Annotated in this window: 17 protein-coding genes, 1 other RNA gene and 1 other annotated feature; of the genes, 3 read left to right on the plus strand and 15 right to left on the minus strand. The window is 43.3% G+C overall.

The genetic code is table 11. From position 1 onward, the window contains the following. Nucleotides 1–83: 83 nt before the first annotated feature. The 4 genes from ssrS to ABTV07_RS14610 all read right to left on the minus strand — a co-directional run bounded on the left by ssrS (nucleotide 84) and on the right by ABTV07_RS14610 (nucleotide 3,966). Nucleotides 84–267: non-coding RNA, 6S RNA (gene ssrS, locus ABTV07_RS14595), on the minus strand. A 102-nt stretch (nucleotides 268–369) separates the two neighbouring features. After that, complete coding sequence (gene aspS / locus ABTV07_RS14600; protein ID WP_433743364.1) at nucleotides 370–2,148, minus strand: aspartate--tRNA ligase; 1,779 nt, start codon at nucleotides 2,146–2,148, stop codon at nucleotides 370–372. A gap of 14 nt (nucleotides 2,149–2,162) precedes the next feature. Further along, a complete protein-coding gene (hisS, locus tag ABTV07_RS14605; RefSeq protein ID WP_433743366.1) occupies nucleotides 2,163–3,434 on the minus strand; it encodes a histidine--tRNA ligase in 1,272 nt (423 codons plus the stop codon). A gap of 65 nt (nucleotides 3,435–3,499) precedes the next feature. Then, nucleotides 3,500–3,730 (minus strand) — a binding site (T-box leader). Between the two features lie 62 nt (nucleotides 3,731–3,792). Then, nucleotides 3,793–3,966, minus strand: coding sequence for an RNA polymerase subunit sigma-70 (locus tag ABTV07_RS14610; RefSeq protein WP_114744994.1), 174 nt, complete (start codon nucleotides 3,964–3,966; stop codon nucleotides 3,793–3,795). A 163-nt stretch (nucleotides 3,967–4,129) separates the two neighbouring features. Here ABTV07_RS14610 and ABTV07_RS14615 point away from each other — a divergent pair, with 163 nt between their 5' ends. After that, nucleotides 4,130–5,878, plus strand: a complete 1,749-nt coding sequence (locus ABTV07_RS14615; RefSeq protein WP_433743368.1) for an SH3 domain-containing protein — start codon at nucleotides 4,130–4,132, stop codon at nucleotides 5,876–5,878. Between the two features lie 43 nt (nucleotides 5,879–5,921). Here ABTV07_RS14615 and dtd read toward each other — a convergent pair whose 3' ends face one another. From dtd to ABTV07_RS14650, 7 genes are all read right to left on the minus strand, one after another. After that, nucleotides 5,922–6,359, minus strand: a complete 438-nt coding sequence (dtd, locus tag ABTV07_RS14620) for a D-aminoacyl-tRNA deacylase (RefSeq protein WP_433743370.1) — start codon at nucleotides 6,357–6,359, stop codon at nucleotides 5,922–5,924. 33 nt (nucleotides 6,360–6,392) lie between these two features. After that, nucleotides 6,393–8,585, minus strand: a complete 2,193-nt coding sequence (locus ABTV07_RS14625; protein ID WP_433743371.1) for a RelA/SpoT family protein — start codon at nucleotides 8,583–8,585, stop codon at nucleotides 6,393–6,395. Between the two features lie 424 nt (nucleotides 8,586–9,009). Beyond that, nucleotides 9,010–9,522, minus strand: a complete 513-nt coding sequence (locus ABTV07_RS14630; RefSeq protein ID WP_433743373.1) for an adenine phosphoribosyltransferase — start codon at nucleotides 9,520–9,522, stop codon at nucleotides 9,010–9,012. Then, nucleotides 9,513–11,876 (minus strand): single-stranded-DNA-specific exonuclease RecJ, encoded by a 2,364-nt coding sequence (gene recJ / locus ABTV07_RS14635; protein ID WP_433743375.1) that lies wholly within the window; start codon nucleotides 11,874–11,876, stop codon nucleotides 9,513–9,515. The genes ABTV07_RS14630 and recJ overlap by 10 nt, the downstream gene beginning before the upstream one ends. A gap of 250 nt (nucleotides 11,877–12,126) precedes the next feature. Further along, a complete protein-coding gene (locus ABTV07_RS14640) occupies nucleotides 12,127–12,468 on the minus strand; it encodes a LapA family protein (protein WP_433743377.1) in 342 nt (113 codons plus the stop codon). A gap of 163 nt (nucleotides 12,469–12,631) precedes the next feature. After that, nucleotides 12,632–14,899 carry a protein translocase subunit SecDF gene (gene secDF, locus ABTV07_RS14645; protein ID WP_433743379.1) on the minus strand — a complete coding sequence of 756 codons (2,268 nt, stop codon included), beginning with the start codon at nucleotides 14,897–14,899 and terminating at the stop codon, nucleotides 12,632–12,634. A gap of 152 nt (nucleotides 14,900–15,051) precedes the next feature. Continuing rightward, complete coding sequence (locus ABTV07_RS14650) at nucleotides 15,052–15,363, minus strand: post-transcriptional regulator (protein ID WP_433743380.1); 312 nt, start codon at nucleotides 15,361–15,363, stop codon at nucleotides 15,052–15,054. 124 nt (nucleotides 15,364–15,487) lie between these two features. Here ABTV07_RS14650 and spoVB point away from each other — a divergent pair, with 124 nt between their 5' ends. Then, nucleotides 15,488–17,029: a stage V sporulation protein B gene (spoVB, locus tag ABTV07_RS14655; RefSeq protein ID WP_433743381.1), complete on the plus strand. Its 1,542-nt coding sequence runs from the start codon at nucleotides 15,488–15,490 to the stop codon at nucleotides 17,027–17,029. 27 nt (nucleotides 17,030–17,056) lie between these two features. On the opposite strand, the gene ABTV07_RS14660 is transcribed toward spoVB, so the two are convergent. Further along, entirely contained in the window at nucleotides 17,057–17,701 is a 645-nt protein-coding gene (locus tag ABTV07_RS14660; protein WP_433743383.1) for a DUF421 domain-containing protein, read from the minus strand. Between the two features lie 213 nt (nucleotides 17,702–17,914). On the opposite strand from ABTV07_RS14660, the gene ABTV07_RS14665 reads away from it, so the two are divergent. Continuing rightward, nucleotides 17,915–18,259 (plus strand): TIGR04086 family membrane protein, encoded by a 345-nt coding sequence (locus ABTV07_RS14665; RefSeq protein WP_433743385.1) that lies wholly within the window; start codon nucleotides 17,915–17,917, stop codon nucleotides 18,257–18,259. A gap of 93 nt (nucleotides 18,260–18,352) precedes the next feature. Here ABTV07_RS14665 and yajC read toward each other — a convergent pair whose 3' ends face one another. From yajC to queA, 3 genes are read right to left on the minus strand one after another with little or no spacing between them, the layout of a single operon-like run. Continuing rightward, nucleotides 18,353–18,625, minus strand: a complete 273-nt coding sequence (gene yajC / locus ABTV07_RS14670; protein WP_114745004.1) for a preprotein translocase subunit YajC — start codon at nucleotides 18,623–18,625, stop codon at nucleotides 18,353–18,355. Between the two features lie 34 nt (nucleotides 18,626–18,659). After that, nucleotides 18,660–19,799 carry a tRNA guanosine(34) transglycosylase Tgt gene (gene tgt, locus ABTV07_RS14675; RefSeq protein ID WP_433743387.1) on the minus strand — a complete coding sequence of 380 codons (1,140 nt, stop codon included), beginning with the start codon at nucleotides 19,797–19,799 and terminating at the stop codon, nucleotides 18,660–18,662. Between the two features lie 27 nt (nucleotides 19,800–19,826). Continuing rightward, nucleotides 19,827–20,855: a tRNA preQ1(34) S-adenosylmethionine ribosyltransferase-isomerase QueA gene (gene queA, locus ABTV07_RS14680; protein ID WP_433743389.1), complete on the minus strand. Its 1,029-nt coding sequence runs from the start codon at nucleotides 20,853–20,855 to the stop codon at nucleotides 19,827–19,829. Nucleotides 20,856–20,902 lie beyond the last annotated feature (47 nt).

Here is a 20,902-nt window from a genome sequence, read left to right on the forward strand (position 1 = left end):
TCCGATGGGAATTATTCTTGACATTAACCCAAATAAATAACAAAACCCCCTATCACTAGGGGGGATTCATTCAAATATGATGACGAGGTCCCAATTGTGCCGTCTGATAAATCCGTGTTTTGAACCCGCTCTCGGCAGGTGGATGTCCTGCACCAGGCTTTATAAGTCCTCTTGAAGAGGCATTTACGCCGTCTGGAAACTCGGACTTCCGATGTTCAAAGTGTTCGGTCAAAACAGTAGGTACTGTAACGGACACATCAGGACTTCGTCTTTGTTGTAAAAATCATATCACAGGAAAATCAGAAATTCAATCGTTGACCCCTGTCAAATTGCGCCAAAATTCTCAAAAATCGAAAAATGATCCAAAGGTCATGATTCAACTGCTTCCGTTTTTAGTGCCAAATGCAATTCATCTAGCTGATCCCCGCTGACAGTACCAGGTGCATTTGTCAAAAGACAGCTTGCACTTGCTGTTTTCGGGAATGCAATTGTATCCCTTAAGTTCGTTCTTCCGGCTAACAGCATGACGATGCGGTCCAAGCCAAGGGCGATTCCACCATGAGGCGGTGTACCATATTCAAACGCGTCCAACAGGAAGCCAAACTGCTCTTTTGCCTGTTCAGGTGTGAATCCAAGCACTTCAAACATTTTTTCCTGAATTTCCCGCTCGAATATACGCAGTGAACCTCCGCCCAGTTCGTATCCATTCAATACGAGGTCGTAAGCCTGCGCACGTGCTTCACCCGGTGCTGAATCCAATAGGCCAAGATCTTCGCGTACGGGCATCGTGAATGGGTGGTGTGCAGCAAAGTAGCGTCCGGCTTCTTCATCATACTCCAAGAGCGGCCAGTCCGTTACCCAAAGGAAGTTGAATTTGGACTCATCAATCAATTCCAATTCTTTTCCTAATTTTAAACGAAGCGCTCCAAGAGCATCTGCTACAACCGATTTTTTGTCTGCTACGAATAGGAGCAGATCTCCTGGTCGTGCATCCAATAGGGAAGTCAATTTTGCTGCTTCATCTTCAGGGAAGAATTTAGAAATCGGACCTTTAAGGCCTTCTTCCTCCACTTTTAGCCAAGCAAGACCTTTCGCTCCATATCGGGAAGTGAATTCTGTCAATGCATCAATGTCTTTTCTGGAATACTTATCTGCTGCTCCTTTTACATTGATGGCTTTGACTTGACCTCCATTTGCAACAGCGCCGGCAAATACCTTGAATCCTGAATCCTTCACAGCTTCAGAAACGTCTTTTAACTCCATTTCGAAACGGGTATCCGGTTTATCAGACCCATATCGGCCCATTGCTTCATCATAGGATAAACGAGGGAATGCTTCAGGGATAGCCGTTCCTTTAACTTCTTTCATCAGTTTTCCCATCATGCGCTCCACCATGGCCATGATGTCTTCCTGGGACATGAAGCTCATTTCGATATCAATTTGTGTAAATTCAGGCTGGCGGTCAGCACGGAGATCTTCATCCCTGAAGCAGCGTGCGATTTGATAATATTTATCGAAACCTGAAACCATCAGCATCTGTTTAAAGATCTGCGGAGATTGAGGAAGTGCATAAAACTCCCCAGGATGGACCCTGCTCGGAACTAGATAGTCCCTTGCCCCTTCAGGCGTACTTTTTGTCAGGATCGGTGTCTCAATATCGAGGAACCCTTCGTCATCAAGGAAAGTACGGAATGCTTTTGTCACTTCATGACGCATTTTCAATGTTTCAAACATCATCGGTCTTCTTAGGTCAAGATAGCGATATTTTAAGCGAAGCTCTTCTGAGACCTCTTTGTCATCTGAAAGTACGAATGGCGGAGTTTTCGCTTCATTTAAGATCGTGATTTCTGAAACGACTACTTCAATCTTCCCTGTCTTCAAGTTCGTATTGACCGTTCCTTCTTCACGCGCCACTACTTTCCCTTTAATATCAAGGACATATTCATTTCTTACTTTTTCAGCAATTTCCAGTGCTTCTTTAGAACCATCCGGATTAAAGACAGCTTGAACGATCCCCGTCCGATCGCGCAAATCAATGAAAATAAGTCCGCCGAGGTCCCGTCTTTTTTGCACCCAGCCTTTTAATGTAATGGATTCACCAATGTTTTTTTCTGTGACTTCACCGCAGTAGTAAGTTCTTCCGTACATGTTGTTATCCTCCCTTAGTCCGCAAGTTGTTGGAATGCTGAAACAAAATCATCGAGCGTCAATTCCTGCTGATCTCCTGTTTCCATATTTTTTACATTGATTTTATTGGCTTTTAATTCGTCCTCGCCAAGCACAGCCACAAACCTTGCGTTGACTCTGTCAGCCGCTTTGAACTGGGCTTTTATTTTTCTATCGAGGTAATCCTTCTCGGCAGAATATCCTGCCTGCCGCAGCTTAAACAGCAGTTCGACTGTTTTATCCTTTGCTTCCTCTCCAAGGGAAACAAAGAAACAGTCCATCTTGGATTCATACGGAAGTACTGCCCCTTCAGCTTCTACTGCTGCCAAAAGTCGTTCAATGCTCATTCCGAAACCGATGCCTGGAGTTTCAGGGCCGCCGATTTCCTGGATGAGGCCATTGTATCGTCCTCCGCCGCATAATGTTGTGATTGCCCCGAAGCCTTCAGCATTGCTCATGATTTCGAATGCAGTATGATTGTAGTAATCCAAACCGCGAACCAATGTAGGGTCAACTTCGAACTCAATGCCAAGCGCTGTTAAATAGGACTGGACTTTTCCAAAATATTGCTTGGACTCTTCATTTAAATACTCCAGGATCGATGGAGCAGTTGCCATCAGTTCATGGTCCCTGTCCTTTTTGCAATCCAAAATACGAAGAGGATTCTTTTCGAGGCGATTTTGGCAATCGCTGCAAAACTCTGAGATCCTCGGCTCGAAGTGTTTAATGAGTGCATCACGGTGTGCTTTCCGGCTTTCCTGGTCGCCCAAGCTGTTGATGACAAGCTTCAAGCTCTTCAATCCAGCTTCCTTGTAAAGCGACATTGCCAATGAGATGACCTCTGCATCAATAGCCGGATCCTGGCTCCCCAATGCTTCCACACCGAACTGGACGAATTGTCTGAAACGACCTGCCTGAGGCCTTTCATATCGGAACATTGGACCATTATAGTAAAGCTTGACAGGCTGGTTTGCATCTCCGTACATCTTGTTCTCAATATAAGACCTTGCAACAGAAGCAGTTCCTTCCGGACGAAGGGTGATATCCCTTCCACCCCGGTCTTCAAAAGAGTACATTTCTTTTTGAACAATGTCTGTTGTATCTCCGACGCTGCGCAGGAACAATTCAGTATGTTCGAAAATCGGAGTCCTGATTTCTTTATAATTGAATTTTTCGCAAAGTTCTTTTGCCTTCTGTTCTATGAATTGCCACTTTTCCACTTCGCCAGGAAGGATATCCTGGGTTCCTCGAGGAATTTGTATAGCCATCTTTACTCCTCCAATTTCATTATTATGTAAAAATAAAAAAACTCCCATCCCTTGTAAATTGAATTACAAGGGACGAGAGTATGATTCCCGTGGTGCCACCCTAATTGAAGCAAATGTGCATGCTTCCTCTTTAACAGTTAACGCCTGCAACGTCCATCCCTTACTGGGCTCTGCCTTTTCAGGGTGGATCCTAGGAAGTGTCTTTCATCAAGCCAGCTTGCAGGATTGCTCTCAGCCTCGGCAACCCCTCTCTATCCAAGTGAATCTTGAATACTTTTCTTCCTCGATGGATCATTTATTCGATTCATATTATTCATTTATAATACGAGCGTACTTCCTACATTGTCAAGGCGATTTCTCAAGATCGCTCCATTTTTTTCTTAAGCGATCTCACATCTCTCAATGTCAAACCAAATTCAGAGGCCAGTTCCATTGTGGTGGCTTGGCTTTCCCTTTCGATAAAATGATGAAAATCCACTCCAAAAACCTTTTCAGCCCCCATATTCATCGACTGTTTATCACCAAATCTCATTCCATGACCTCCTTTTTCCAGATGTTCTTCTTATCATTTCCAATCCCATAAATTTATTACATCCAGAAAAGGAGTTTTTGGATTCATATAGAATAGTATTAACTGATACCCTTCAAAGCTTTCTCCAAAGTCATAGGGAAAAATAAAATAAGGCGGTGCATAAATGGCTAGGAAATTACTTCAGGCTGCCATCGTTGCCATCATGTTGACAGCCTCATTTTTCACCAATGCCCACGATAGCCATGCGGGCGGACCCCAAGCCAAAGTAGGGGTCGATTCCTTGAATGTCCGGCAAGGGCCGGGACTTACTTATTCTGTAGTTGCACAAATACATAAAGGGGAAACCTACGAGATCACGGACCAGCAAAAGGATTGGGTCCAAATCAAGGTTTCAGCATTCACAAAGGGTTGGGTTGCTTCTTGGCTGGTCACAGCCACTGACAATGGATACACCGCATCCAGCAGTGATTCAAGCGGCGTCATTACTGTTGATGGCCTCCGACTTAGAAGCGGACCCGGCACAGATGAAAAAGTCATTGATATCCTTTCTAAAAATGAAAAGGTCTCAATCTTAGCGTCCTCCTCAAACTGGTACAAAGTCAATGCCAATGGCCAAACCGGTTGGATATCCAGTGAATTCATTTCTCTGGCAGGAAAAACGGAAGCAGCGAGCACTGCCTCTAGTAAAAGCGCCATCATAACAGCAACATCCCTGAACGCCCGTTCAAACCCGGATCTCGGCAGCAAGATTGTCGGTTCCCTTAAAAAAGGGGATCGTGTCCAAATCCTTTCCACAAAAAATGACTGGGACGAAATTGAATTTGGCGGGGATACAGCATGGATCAGTTCTAAATACGTGGAATATTCCGATTCCCCAGCACAAGCTTCAACATCTTCAGCCAATCAAACCATGATGGCAGTTGTTAAAGTGGATAATTTAAATGTTCGAGAACAGCCATCCTTGAATGGAAATATTGTCGGCAGTGTTAAATCCGGTGATAGTTTGAAATTGATCGAGGAGAAAAACGATTGGATGAAAATCGAATTAAGCCAAGGACGTATGGGCTGGGTAGCGGGCTGGTTTATGGAAAAAAGCATGTCCGCAACTTCAAAAGGGGATGACGCCGCTTCTTCAAAAGGCACAGCCGTTATCTTGTATAATGGGACAAACATCCGCACGCAGCCTTCTGTACAGTCAGGCATCGCTCTAAGGGCAAATGCGGGAGACTCCTTCCGTATTAAAGGGGTATCAGGGGATTGGGTTGAAATTTATCTTTCCAACGGCGGTACAGCTTTCGTGGCGGGATGGATAATATCTACCGATTTAAAAAATGCCCCAGGCAAGAGCGGAAACGAAAGTCCTCAATCACATGGTTCCATCGCAGGCAAAACGATTGTCATCGATCCTGGCCATGGCGGCAGGGATAATGGAACAACAGGAAATAAAGGGACCCTCGAAAAAAATATGACCTTAAAGACTGCTCAATTGCTTTATGACAAATTAAGCAATGCAGGTGCGAAAGTCATCATGACAAGGAATGATGACCGATACATTTCTTTGCAGTCCCGTGTGGCAGTCGCGCAATATGAAGACGCTGATGCATTTATCAGCATCCACTATGACAGCATTCCGGACCGCAGCGTAAATGGACATACAACCTATTATTACCATTCGTTCCAAAAAGATTTGGCACAGTCAGTCAATCAAGCCGTTTCAAAGAAAATCAGCCTAAGGGACCGAGGGGTTAGATTTGGCGACTATCATGTCATCAGGGAAAATCATCAGCCTTCCACACTTTTGGAACTCGGGTATTTAAGCAATCCTGCTGAAGAAGCATCCATCCTTTCCAATCAATATCAGCAAATTGCTTCAACAGGCATTTATAATGGGTTAATGGATTATTTCAAGTAAAAAAGCAGAAGGGAAGTTTCCCTTCTGCTTTTTTGTGTCTGGCTCAGCTTTCAATAATCAGAGTTACTGGTCCGTCATTCGTCAATTTGACATCCATCATGGCACCAAATTTACCTGTTTCAACAGCAATCCCTTGCTCACTTAACATCTGATTGAATGCCTCATATAGAGGCTCAGCTTCTTCAGGGCGTGCTGCAGCCATGAAGTTCGGCCTCCTCCCTTTACGGCAGTCGCCATAAAGGGTGAACTGAGAAATCGATAAAATCTCACCGCCGACATCTTTCAAGGAGAGGTTCATTTTCCCATCCTGATCTTCGAACACACGGAGGTTCGCAATTTTTTCTGCAAGATACTTAGCGTCTTCTATGGTATCTTCGTGCGTTACTCCCACAAGTAAAACAAAGCCGAAGTCAATGGATCCTATCGTTTCATTTTCCACATCCACACTTGCTGCTTTAGATCTTTGTAAAACCACTCTCATATAACTATCTCCTTGCCAAAAGATTGGTGATAATCAATTCATGATTCTTCGGACGGAATAGATATCAGCAATCTGCTTTATACGTTCAACCACTTTTTGAAGATGGCTGATGTTTGTAATAGAGATGGACATGATGATGGTAGCCGCTTTATTTCTATCAGATCGGCCGGAAACAGCAGTGATATTGGTCTTCGTTTCGTTGACCGCCTGCAGCACCTCGTTCAGAAGCCCTCTCCTGTCATAGCCTGTAATTTCAATATCGACATTATATTCTTTTCGTACTGCCCCATCGCTTTCCCATTCAACAGGAATCAAGCGGTTCTGCGCCTCGCTTACATCCACGTTCGGACAATCCGCCCTATGGACAGAAACACCTCTTCCCTTTGTGATGAAGCCGACAATTTCATCACCTGGAACGGGATTGCAGCAGCGTGATAAGCGAATCAATAAATTATCGATCCCTTTCACTCTCACACCCGCATCCCGTTTTTTATGAGTCGGGAATGATTTGAGCTCGGAAACGGCCTCTTTGATGGTTGTTTCTTCCTGATCACGCTTCTTGCGCAGTTTTTCCGTTAGTCGATTTGCGATTTGGGCAGCAGTGATGCCATTATAGCCGACAGCCGCATACATATCATCTTCATGGGTGAAATTGAATTTTTCAGAAACCCTCTTAAGATTTTCCGGCGTAAGGATTTCCTTTAATTCAAAATCAAGTGCCTTGATTTCTTTTTCAACCAGTTCTTTACCTTTTTCAATATTTTCATCTTTGCGCTGTTTCTTGAAGAACTGCCTGATTTTATTTTTAGCCTGCGAAGTCTGGGCAAGTTTAAGCCAATCCTGGCTAGGTCCATAGGAATGCTTAGAGGTCAGGATTTCAATGATGTCGCCCGTCTTGAGCTTGTAGTCCAGCGTGACCATTTTCCCGTTGATCTTGGCACCGATGGTCTTGTTCCCTATTTCAGAGTGGATCCTATAAGCGAAATCAATCGGAACGGATCCTGAAGGAAGCTCGATAACATCTCCTTTTGGCGTAAAGACAAACACCATATCAGAGAAAAGATCGATCTTTAATGATTCCATGAATTCTTCAGCATTGGCTGAATCATTCTGGAACTCCAGGATTTCGCGGAACCATGTCAGTTTCTTATCAAATGGAACTTCTTCATCGACTGATTTGCCTTCTTTGTAAGCCCAGTGAGCAGCAACCCCGTATTCAGCAATCTGATGCATTTCTTTTGTCCGGATCTGTACTTCAAGGGGATCACCTTTTGGACCGATGACCGTTGTATGCAGTGATTGATACATATTCGGCTTAGGCATGGCAATATAATCTTTGAAGCGCCCAGGCATCGGCTTCCAGCAAGTATGGATGATTCCGAGCACCGCATAGCAGTCTTTGATGCTGTCCACGATGATTCGCACTGCGAGCAGGTCATAAATTTCATTGAACTGCTTATTTTGAAGGACCATTTTACGATAGATGCTGTAGATATGCTTCGGCCTTCCGGAAATTTCCCCGATGATGGTGACTTCCTTCAGACGGTCCTTGACGTCTGTAATGACATCTTCCAGGTACTGCTCCCTTTCCGCCCGCTTCTTTTTCATAAGATTGACGATGCGGTAGTATTGCTGCGGATTCAAATATCGGAGGGCTGTATCTTCAAGCTCCCATTTTATTTTTGAAATCCCCAGCCTGTGTGCAAGCGGAGCGAAAATCTCCAATGTTTCATTGGAGATCCTGCGCTGCTTCTCATGCGGAAGATGCTTCAGGGTGCGCATATTATGAAGCCGGTCAGCAAGTTTAATCAGGATGACGCGGATATCCTGCGCCATCGCAACGAACATTTTCCGATGATTTTCAGCTTGCTGCTCCTCTTGGGACTTATATTTGATTTTCCCGAGCTTTGTAACGCCGTCCACCAGCATGGCCACTTCTTCATTGAATTCATTCTTCAATTCTTCCAAAGTGACGGAAGTATCCTCTACGACATCATGAAGGAAACCCGCTGCAACAGTCGCAGGATCCATTTCAAGGTCTGCAAGGATCCCTGCTACCTGGATCGGATGGATGATATAAGGCTCCCCGGATTTTCTATACTGCTCTTTATGGGCATTCGCAGCAAAATCATATGCCTTTTGAACCATACGGACATGATCTTTATTCAAATATTCAGTTGTACGCTCTATCACTTGCTCGGCGGTCAAAACTTGATCTTTCGCCATATAAAAACTCACCTTTATGAAGAGAAATTTTATTTATACGTTCAATGAATCTGCCTGGGGCAATTCATAATGATTTTAGGAATTTAACTAATTGTTACTATTATCGAAAAAAAACTATGAGATGTAAAGCCATTCGTGCAGAAATTTAGGCAATTTGAAAGCATTTGTCGAAAAATATTGTAAAAATAAGGCTGTTTTCGTAAACCTTGTTGTTAAAATCTTAAAGCCGATTTTAACGTAAAAATACATGTTTTGCGTATTGGGATAAAGTATCCAGGCTCTTTTCGAGCTAATTTTCTGTATGGATTGCATAAGTTATCCTGTTTTACTGCATAAAGCAACAAACTTTAAGAAAAGAGCCAAGATAAAAACGAAAGAGTACCCCTTCACTGATTTAAAAGGGGTACTCTTAACAATGGATTGATTAAAACTCCATTAAAGTCAAAATATCGTAGTCATCTAATTTGTTGCGTCCATCCAAATAAGTCAATTCGATCAAGAAAGCGATTCCAGCCACTACTCCGCCTAGTTCTTCTACCAATTTGATAGTAGCTTCGATGGTTCCGCCAGTTGCAAGAAGATCATCGGTAATGAGCACGCGCTGACCCGGTTTGATGGCATCTCTGTGGATTGTTAAAACATCTTTCCCATACTCCAAGCCGTAGTCCACTTTTACTGTTTCCCTAGGAAGCTTTCCTTCTTTACGGACAGGAGCGAAACCGACTCCAAGAGAATAAGCTACTGGGCAGCCGATGATAAATCCGCGTGCTTCAGGCCCCACGACCAAATCGATGTCTTTTTCACGTGCATATTCAACGATTTGATCGGTTGCGTATCTATATGCATCCCCGTTGTCCATCAACGTAGTGATATCTTTAAATTTAATTCCTGGTTTTGGCCAATCCGGAACAATTGTAATATATTGTTTTAAATCCATGCTTCCGTTTCCTCCTCATTATGAACAGACCATAAGGTACGCTCATCAAACCATGCTTTTAATTGCTGATAAGATGAATAGAGCAGTTCATTTTCCATGATAAATTGAGATTGTTTTAATTGATAGGTCATTGAATCTGTCAAATCCCGTTTTGGACTGGCAGGATTGATAGAAACAAATCCATTGTTTATTGTAACAAAATCCAGCTCAAAAAACACCTGTGACATAAAATCTATTGTTTCCCTCGACCATCCTTTATGTTTAGCCAGGCTGTCACCAAATCGATTTAAATCAAATGGACCTTTTTGTTTAAGAAAAGCAAAAAACCATTTAAAGTGTTCCCGCTTTGGAATCGTACTGAAGAAATGATTTTCTTCGTGGTGGAAATAGGCATAGATTCTATGTGGAAAGCTTCCTTCAAGTGTTTTTTCCAAGATTGCCTTATCTGCAGGCAGGTCTAGCAGGATAACATTCTTTTTGTTCAAATCTAGCTGCTCTGCCGATGACGCATCATACACTCGTTGAAGAGCCAGTCCTTTTACGAATGGCAATTTTTCCTCAGTGGCTGGATTAAAAGTGATGAATAGGGCATCACTTCCAGGGATCTTAGACAGCCATTTATCTATTTGCCTGATGCCCCTGATATCGAACAGCTGTCCTTCATGAACAGAAATATCCTGGACGAATACTTGTGGTTTTCTATTATTATTCCACTCGTTGATGGACAGTTCCCCTATCAATGATACCTTTGAAAGAGGAGAAATGTGATCAGCCTTTTCTCCAAGACCGAACCCGACTCCATCCAAGGATGCCGATTCACTCGCTAAAACCACTTTAAGATGATTCGAATCAGAACCGATTTTCCTGATTGTAGAAAGGTTCACATCTTTGATTAATAGTTTCGGTTTGGGATTATTCATTCCAAATGGAGCAAGCAAATTCATTTCATTGATTGAATCAAGATGAATGTCTTTGATATTTATTTCCGCATCCACCTCGGTTAACGGGATGAAATCATCATCTGACAGCTGCTCCCTGCCAAGTTTATTCAACCTTTGCCTTAATTCCGGTACATCATCAATGGCAAGCGTCATTCCTGCCGCCATCGGGTGTCCCCCGAAGTGAGGCAGGATATCCCTGCATTGGGATAAATTCTTGTATAAATCAAAGCCGGCTATACTTCTGGCAGAACCTTTCGCCTTCCCTGTCTCCGGATCGAAGCTCAATACGATGGCTGGACGGTAGAATCTGTCCACTATCTTTGAAGCTACAATTCCGATGACTCCGGCATTCCAGCCTTCCTTTCCAACCACGATGCATGTATTTTCATCTGGAGGGAATTGTTCAGCAACCATCCCAATGGCTTCTTCTGCCATTTCATTGACGATGGATTGCCTTTCTTTATTTAACGCATCGATTTCCTGGGACAGCTCCTTTGCCGTTTCCATAGAATCCGTCATAAGAAGTTCCACTGCAGGGTCTGCATCCCCCAGTCTTCCGACTGCGTTGATCCTTGGTGCAATAGCAAAACCGATCGTTTCTTCGGTTATTTCATTTTGGTTGGAACCGGTAATTCTGATTAATTCTTTAATGCCAATCCGGTCCGTAGTCTTCATCTTCTTCAAGCCTTTTTTAACGATGCTTCTGTTTTCTCCATGAAGCGGCACTAAATCCGCAACCGTCCCGATAGCCGCGATTTCAAGGAGATGTTCCGGCAAACTGCCGTAAAGGGCATGCGCAAGCTTAAAAGCAACCCCAACCCCCGCCAAATCAGCGAATGGATACGTACTGTCCTCTCTTTTTGGATGCAGGATAGCCAATGCTTCCGGCAGGACAGGACCTGGCTCATGATGATCTGTGATGATTAAGTCCATTCCTAATTCTTTAGCGACCTCAGCTTCATGAAGTGCAGAAATCCCTGTATCGACTGTAATCAGAAGTTTGATTCCCTTTTCGGATGCCATTCTAAAGGCATTTTCGTTCGGTCCGTATCCTTCTGAAAACCGGTTTGGGATATAAAAATCCACATTGGCCCCGAGATCCCGGAGGACCGTCATCATCACTGTCGTACTGCTCACGCCATCTGCATCATAGTCGCCGAATATTAAAATAGGTTCTTTATCATTTATTGCTTTATTGATTCTATCAACTGCAATTCCCATATCATTAAGGAGATAGGGATCATGAAATTGATCTTCGTTAAATAAAAATTCTCTGGCTTTATTTTCTTCTGTGAGTCCTCTGCTTACCAGAAGAGAAGCCACAAGAGGAGTGATCTGCAGTTTTTCTGCGAGATCCTCTGCCAGAGTTTGATCCGTTTCTTTTATCATCCATCTTGTTTTTGAATTTAACATACGTTCACCCCTCAGACCTTCTCTATTATACAAGAGTGGACAGGGCACTTCAACGTAAGAAGGAATATAGATTGAGAGGGAATCCACTCTCTTTCCGCGGACGAACCGGCAAGCCTCCTCGCTTCGCTGTGGGGTCTTGCCAGCCCGTTTTTCCGCAGGAGTCTCGCAGATTTCCTCTCAATCACAACAATCCTAATTTTTAAAACAAAAAAAGCTGACCCAGAAAATTGAGTCAGCTCTTCTCTTGTTTTTATTCTCCCTCGTGGCCATCTATGTGGTCAGGGATGTTTTTCTTGTTAAGGGTTGTTTCTTCTGATTTGAATGCTGAATTCTTGTTTACTTCATCTTGCAGGGCAGAATTTTGTTTTTCCAGCTGCTTGACCTTACGCTGGAGGCTGTACATTCTGACTAAGCCGACGGAACCGATGATGATCCCTCCCATGAAAACAGATCCGAGAATCACCAGAATCAAAGGCCATTCGGCTGTGCCGAACAGATAATTGACTTCGACATTATCTACATTAATTACGGCAAAAATGGCTACAATTAGAGCAAACACAATACCGAATAATAACGTCCATTGAAATTTCATTTCTTCACCTTCCATACCCGTTTATCGTTGTATCTCTCTTATTCATACCCTTTTTGAAAAGATGTATAAACTATTTTCTTCTATTATCATGCCGATAGCAAGCCTCAATCGGCCGAAAACAAAAGCCGCAGTAAAAACTGCGGCTTTTTCAACGGATGAAGCATCAAACCTGTGGTTCATCGCTCCATTTTTTCTTTTCTTTAACGGTTTTGATTGTACCTTTTTTCTTAAGCTCTTTTTTCTTCCATACAAGCCATAGCTGAGAAGCGATGAAGATGGAGGAATACGCTCCGGAAAGCAATCCGATCAATAGTGCTATGGAGAAGTTTCGAATCGATTCGCTTCCGAAGATGAGCATGGCAACTACAGTGATGACAACCGTCAATACCGTGTTGACAGAACGTGTGAATGTTTGGCGCACACTTTTATTTACCACTTCTTCAAGCTCTTCCGGCGTTTTGATGCGTCGTTTCTTCGCCATGTTCTCACGGATCCGGTCGAAGGTAACGATGGTATCGTTTATGGAATACCCGACGATGGTCAATACAGCCGCAATGAATGTCAGGTCGACTTCCAAGCGGGTGATACTGAATACGCCGATGATAAAGAATGCATCATACAGCAAGGCAATGATGGCAGCAAGGGCCATATACAGTTCGAAACGCAGCGTTACATAGATGATGATCCCGATGGATGCGATAATTACAGACTTAATCGCATTTTTCGCCAGTTCCTTCCCGATTGTAGGGGAAACAGTGCTGACATTCGGTTCATTTCCAAGCTTTTTAGTAAACTTGGTTTTCACATCAGCAATTTCCTTTTGGGAAAGAACTCCTTTAAATTGAGCTACACCAATTTCATTTTTATTCCCTGATAGAACTACTTCATCAGGCTTCATGTTCAATTCATCAAATTGAGCTTCGATTTGATTTTTTGTTAAAGAATCTTTAGATAGAAGTTCTACCCTTGTACCACTGATAAAATCAATTCCAAGATTCAACTTGAAGATGATCAAGAAAATCAAACCTAATAGTACTGTTATACCTGAAAAAGCAAAGAATTTCTTGGAAGGCTTAACGAAGTCCAGCTTATCAAAGCGTGTCGGAAGATCCAAAGTATCAAAGTTCTCTGCGATATCTTTGACGTCACCCTTTTTAACGCCCATTAAGGATGGCTTTCCTTTCAACGCTCGGCTGTTCACCAGCAATCCTAATAATAGGCGTGATCCGAATACAGCCGTGATGAAGCTTGCCAGGATGCTGACAATCAACATTGTCGCAAATCCTTTGACAGAACTTGTCCCATAAATGAAGAGTACGATCCCTGCAAGGATTGTCGTTAAGTTCGCATCCAAAATAGTCATAAATGAAGATTTATTACCTGCCTGGAATGCAGCCCTTATGGACTTTCCGACTTTGATTTCCTCTTTTATCCGTTCATACGTGATGATATTGGCATCCACTGCCATCCCTACCCCGAGGATCAAGGCCGCGATACCAGGAAGTGTCAGGACACCGTTCATCCAATCAAAGATTACTAAAATCAAGTAAATATAAATCGATAATGTGACGACTGCCACCAATCCTGGGATGCGATAATAGAAAAGCATGAAAAGGAAGATTACGCTGATCCCGATGATCCCCGCAAGGATCGTCTTATGCATGGCCTGCTCCCCGAACTTAGCCCCGACAGACGTTGAATATGTTTCTTTCAGTTTCACCGGGAGGGCTCCAGCATTTAAAAGGGAAGCAAGATTTTTTGCTTCATCGATTGTAAAGTTCCCCGTGATTTGGACATCAGAGGAATTGATCGGCTTAGATACTTGCGGGTCTGAAATGAATTTAGGATTTGGTTTTTTTGATTCTTCTTTATAAGAGTCTTTGCCTTCTTCAAAATCCAGCCAGATGACTAATTTGTTATCTGGATATGGTTTTTGAGACAAATCTTTTGTTAAGTTGTAAAATGCATTTTTGTCTTTTAACTGCAGCGAGACAATCGGATTGTTCTTGTCATCGAAGGTCTGCTTTGCCTTTCCGGAAACAAGGTCTGTTCCATCAAGGCGGACTTTATCATTGACATCGCGGAAAGTAAGATTCGCTTGTGTGGATAGGATCTTACGTGCTTCATTCTGATCTTCTACCCCTGCCAATTGAACGCGGATCCGGTTCTTTCCTTCAATCTGGATGCTCGGCTCACTGACACCGAGTACGTTGATTCTGCGGTCCAATGCGTCTGCGGTATTTTGAAGGACTTCCTTCGTGATCTTCTGTCCTTTTTTTGCCGGCTCCACTTGATACAGGACTTCGAATCCACCCTGCAGATCAAGGCCAAGCTTGATGTTCTTCAAAATGTTCTGGGTCGTTGCACCAGCTAAGCCAGCGAATAGCAAAATTACAAGAATAAATGCAACGATTCTGCTTCTTTTTACCATTATGTATAAATCCACCTTTCACGTCTTGAGCACGGGCCGAGCGCATTTTTCCTTCAAGCACCGAGAAGAACCGCACCAAAATATTGCCAACATTCTCATTATGAATTAGAAAAAAAATGATGTCAATTTTTCTTTTTGCACCTCATATTCCATTATTTCCCTTTTGGATGAAGCAGCTCCTTAAGTTCATCCTGATCGAGTTCTGTGAACCAATTGGGGGAGCGGTACGCTTCGATTGTGGCAAACGTCATGAATTCGCTTACCTTCACTGAAAGAATCTCATGTACAAGCTGATGCATGCGGATGGATGGTTCAGGCTTTTTCCATTTCTTTTTGGTCAAATACTGCCAAAGGTCCTCAATGGAAACCTCGCCGTAGCCGAACAGGCTGAACTCCTCAATTTTGCTTAACATCGCTGGTTCTAATGAATCATAATACACATGGTAAGGATGATCATCTTTCATACTATTCTCCCCGATCTTTAAGGTAATGGTTTTTCAGCTCCATAACTTGTCATGCTTTGTCCATCTCATGGCATATATATTAATTGTATATGATAATACCGCTTTTGAGAAGGCAGGGAATGCAATGTCCAAGTTTTTAAAAGGGACTCTAATATTAATGATGGCGGGTCTCATTACCCGGGTATTAGGTTTTATTAATCGTATTGTCGTGGCGAGGTTCATTGGGGAAGAAGGAGTAGGGTTATTCATGATGGCCTTTCCTACACTCATCCTGGTCATCACGATCACTCAAATGGGAATCCCAGTTGCCATTTCAAAAAATGTAGCGGAAGCAGAAGCCAGGGGCGATTTTAAAAAAATCAAAAAGATCCTCGTGGTCTCCCTCGCTGTTACACTTTCGCTGTCTCTCATTTTTACTCCGGGTCTGATATTATTGGCACCGTATCTTTCCCACACCCTGTTTACTGATCCGCGCACCTATTATCCACTGGTTGCCATAGCACCGATTGTCCCAATCGTAGCCATTTCCTCTGTCATCAGAGGATATTTTCAAGGACGCCAGAATATGGCTCCCGCAGCTTTCTCACAGGTTATTGAACAAATCATCCGCATCCTTTTGATTGCCATCATGACAAAGGCGTTTCTCCCATATGGCATCGAATATGCTGCAGCTGGAGCCATGATAGCATCTGTACTTGGAGAGCTTGCATCACTTATCTACCTGTTCACTGCGTTCAAATTAAAAAAGAAATTCAAGATACGAAAAAATTTCTTTAAATCCGTTTCATCCGGAAAACAAACCTTTAAGGAACTGATGGAAATCGCCTTGCCAGCCACCGGAAGCCGGATGATCGGCTCCTTATCATGGTTTTTTGAACCGATAGTCGTTTCCCACAGCCTTGCGATTGCGGGAGTGGCAGCCGTTGCTGCAACAAAGCAGTATGGAGCGTTGACAGGGTACGCCCTCCCGCTCCTTATGCTTCCGTCATTCATTACGGTTTCCCTTTCGACTTCATTGGTGCCTGCAATAAGCGAAGCCAATTCCAAAAAGGAATATAAAACGGTTGAACATCGCCTTCAACAGGCATTAAGGTTCTCATTGATAACCGGTGGACTCGCCGTCATACTTCTTTATGTATTTGCCGAACCTTTAATGCAGATGATGTACGGTTCTAAAAACGGGGCCGGTTTCATCAAGCTCATGGCGCCATTTTTTATATTCTATTATTATCAAGGACCCCTTCAGGCCGTTCTCCAGGCTCTGAATCTTGCACGTGCAGCCATGATCAACAGCCTCATTGGTGCCATTGTCAAAACAGCTGTGATCTTCCTCTTGGCCACTCAGCCGCAGTTCGGCATCAATGGAGCAGCATTGGGTATTGTCGTTGGAACACTATTAGTGACTCTCCTGCACTTCATGACGGTGATGAAAGTGATTCCGTTTACCATTTATGTGATGGATTATGTAAAATTCCTTGCAGCTACGCTTGTTTCCGCGGTGGCGAGCTACTGGTTCTATCGAGTGCCATTTCACGAACTTAGCATGCTTCCTCGTTTAATGGGAAGCATCCTGGTAATGTGTCTGCTTTACACTGTCCTTTTATGGATGACCGGCTTAATCAAAAAAAGCGACATTGTAATGTTTCAAAAACTCATAAAAAAATGAGGGGTGGTTGCCCCTCATTTTTTGCTTCTAATTATCCTTCAGATCAATGTAAAATTCACCATTCTGCCAACTGCAAAAGGATATGTCCTTTGTTTGAGTATAGCCTCTATCCTTTAATTCTTTCTTGAGCCAAAATGGATTTTTGCCGATTGTATTCAAATTTTCTTGAATGATGTCCCCATCTAAAATGAGCGGCAAAGTAACGGTGCTTTCAGAATCCTCTTCCTTCTCAAAGACAGATAATTTTCCCGAGGTCTCAAGAATGGCAAATTCAACATCAGCAATATTCCGAATATCATTCTCCCTTAACTGCACCATTAAATCATCAAAATTATAACGCTGCTGCTTCATCAAGGTTTCATCGATTTTACCTTTATTGATCAGAATCACAGGCTTCCCGTCCACTAGGTCCCTGAACCTTTTGTTTTTCAGCGATATCCATGCAAAAGTGATTTGAACAAGCAGTAAAACGAGCATCGGAAGCAGGGTATGCATTAAATCCTCTGATGGCTTCTCAATTGCCATCACCGCCATTTCTGCAATCATGATGAAGACGACTAAATCCAGTATGCTCAATTCACCGATTTCCCGTTTTCCCATCAAACGAAAAATGAGTAAAATCACTGCATATAAGAAAATGGTCCGGAACATGATGACGCCGTACATCTGCATCCCTCCCCATTTTTAAAGTTCTGATCTCTTTCGTATTATGCACGACTGCAAATCATTGCATTCCATTTCATTTATTTAAAAGATTACATAATTTTAATTCTAAATATACCTTTGCCGAATATGCTTGTACTAGGGAGATTACTGCTAGTATGAGAAAGGAGAGGAGCAGTTATAGAGGCGAAAAAATTAGGGGGATCCATCCTAAGCGGATTATTGGCCATCCTCATTCTTGCAATGCTATCAAGTTTAGTTTTTTCTTTGATACTGCGTTTTACATCAGCCGATGAATCCTCTATCAATTTATTTGTGACGATCATTTCATTTATCAGTTTGTTTATCGGTGGATTTGTTTCAGGTGGAAAAGGCAGGCAGAAAGGTCTTATGCTCGGTGGACTGACCGGCATCATTTATTCTTTGCTGGTATTCTTATTCCAATACTTAGGGCTCGATGCCCTCTTCTCCATGAAACAGATGATTTACCACGGCTGCTTCATCATCACAGCCATGATGGGCGGCGTACTCGGCGTCAATATGTCTGGGGGCAAGACTGGAAATTAAAATTCTAATGAAAAAGACCCGGAGCAGCAGAAGGCATCCCTCCTTTGCTCCGGGTCTTTTTTGAATGTCCTATGTATACATTCTGCCAGTATGTTATTTCTTTACAGATTCCTTCACTTCACGGATGGCAGCACGATCGAAAGTCAAACGTGAACCATCACCGCTTAGAAGTACGATTGTTCCTTCATCGATCGCATCGACAATTCCATGAATTCCGCCGATTGTCACGATTCGATCGCCTTTTTGCAAATCACTCTGCATCTGCTGAACAGATTTCTGGCGTTTTTGCTGCGGTCGGATCAAAAGGAAATAAAACAAAACGAACATTAAAAGCAATGGACCTACAGTTCCTAATAAACCTTGCATTTTATTCACTCCTTTCTAAAATAGTGTAATTTTATTAAAAGTTTTTCGCGCCTGGCTTGTTGAATCCATATTGTTCGAAAAACTCTTCTCTGAAGTCACCAAGACGATCTTCGCGGATCGCTTCTCGGACTTGCTTCATTAAGTTTAACAGAAAATAAAGATTATGATAAGTCGTAAGGCGGATTCCGAAAGTTTCATCACATTTTATCAAGTGGCGGATATATGCCCTTGAATAGTTCCGGCAAGTATAGCAATCGCAATTTTCATCCAACGGACCAAAGTCGCGAGCATATTTAGCATTTTTAACTACCAGTCTTCCACTGCTTGTCATAAGTGTGCCGTTCCGTGCAATCCTGGACGGCAATACACAGTCAAACATATCGATTCCACGCATGGCCCCATCAATCAATGAGTCAGGAGACCCTACTCCCATCAAGTAGCGAGGCTTATTATCAGGAAGCAATGGCGTTGTGAATTCCAGCACCCTGTTCATGATGTCCTTCGGCTCACCTACTGACAATCCTCCGACAGCATATCCAGGGAAATCCATCGAAACCAAATCCCGTGCACTCATCTTTCTTAATTCCTCATATTCTCCACCCTGGACAATCCCAAAAAGACCCTGGTCTTCCGGACGCTGATGTGCTTGAAGGCAGCGCTCAGCCCATCTGGACGTACGTTCAACCGATTTTTTCATATACTCGAATGTTGCAGGGAATGGAGGACATTCATCAAAAGCCATCATGATGTCAGACCCCAGTGCATTCTGGATTTCCATTGCTTTTTCAGGGGATAGGAAAAGTTTGTCGCCATTCAAATGGTTCCTAAAATGGACCCCTTCTTCTTCAATGTTGCGGAATTCACTCAAGCTGAATACTTGGAATCCGCCGGAATCCGTTAATATTGGCTGATCCCAGTTCATGAATTTGTGAAGGCCGCCTGCTTCCTTGACAATCTCATGGCCTGGACGAAGCCAAAGATGGTAAGTGTTGCTTAGTATGATACCCGCACCCATGGCTTTTAATTCTTCAGGTGCCATCGTTTTAACTGTTGCAAGTGTCCCTACAGGCATGAACATTGGTGTTTCAAATGATCCATGAGGTGTATGGATGATGCCCAGCCTTGCCCCTGTCTGTTTACAAGTCTTGATTAATTCGTATCTGATTGCTGTCAATGAGTTCTTTCTCCTTCCAATTGCTTGCTACAAAATGAACATTGCATCTCCAAAGCTGAAAAATCGATAGCGTTCCTTAACCGCTGTTTCATATGCATGCAGGACATGCTCCCTTCCGGCAAGAGCACTTACCAGCATGATCAGGGTTGATTTAGGCAGATGGAAATTAGTAATCATCCCGTCTATCGCTTTAAATTCATAGCCTGGATAAATAAAAATATTGGTCCATCCGCTTGAAGCTGAGAACCTGCCATCATTCGCTGTTGCTACCGTTTCAAGTGTGCGGGTCGAGGTTGTCCCGACGGAAATGATTCTTCCCCCCGCTTCCCTGACCTCATTCAACAAGCGGGCTGTCCCTTCTGAAATCTGGTAGAATTCCGCATGCATCTCATGTTCCTGAAGATCCTCAACAGACACAGGGCGGAATGTTCCCAAGCCGACATGAAGCGTGATAAACGCGATATGCACACCCATATCCTCAATTTCCTTCAGCAGTTCCTGCGTAAAATGAAGTCCAGCTGTTGGTGCCGCTGCAGACCCACGCTCCTTCGCAAATACAGTCTGATAGCGTTCACTGTCGTCCAACCGCTCCTTGATATATGGAGGCAGAGGCATATCTCCCAGGGACTCCAAGATTTCATAGAAGATTCCATCATATTTAAATTCAAGTATCCGGCCGCCATGATCCTTGATGCCAATGCATTCTGCCGTCAGCCTGCCGTCGCCAAAGGTAATGATTGTACCCACCTTGACTCTCTTTGCCGGCTTGACAAGGGTTTCCCAAGTATCCCCTTCTTCCTGCTTCAGCAGCAGGATCTCAATGGCCGCACCGGTATCTTCCTTTTCACCGAATAAGCGGGCAGGCAGGACCCTGGTGTCATTAAGGACGAGACAGTCCCCAGGTTTCAAATAGTTTGTAATATCGCGAAAATGACTATGTGATAATGAGCCGTCTTCTTTATTCAAGACCATCAGCCGGCTCGCAGTCCGTTCCTCCAATGGGGTCTGGGCAATCAATTCTTCCGGTAAATGAAAATCAAACAAATCCACTTTCAATTTTTTCACCTTTTTTCTGTATGTTTACGTGCTGAATTCAACTTTAT

The sequence above is a fragment of the Falsibacillus pallidus genome (assembly GCF_050990905.1).
GTDB classification, from domain to species: domain Bacteria; phylum Bacillota; class Bacilli; order Bacillales; family DSM-25281; genus Falsibacillus; species Falsibacillus pallidus_A.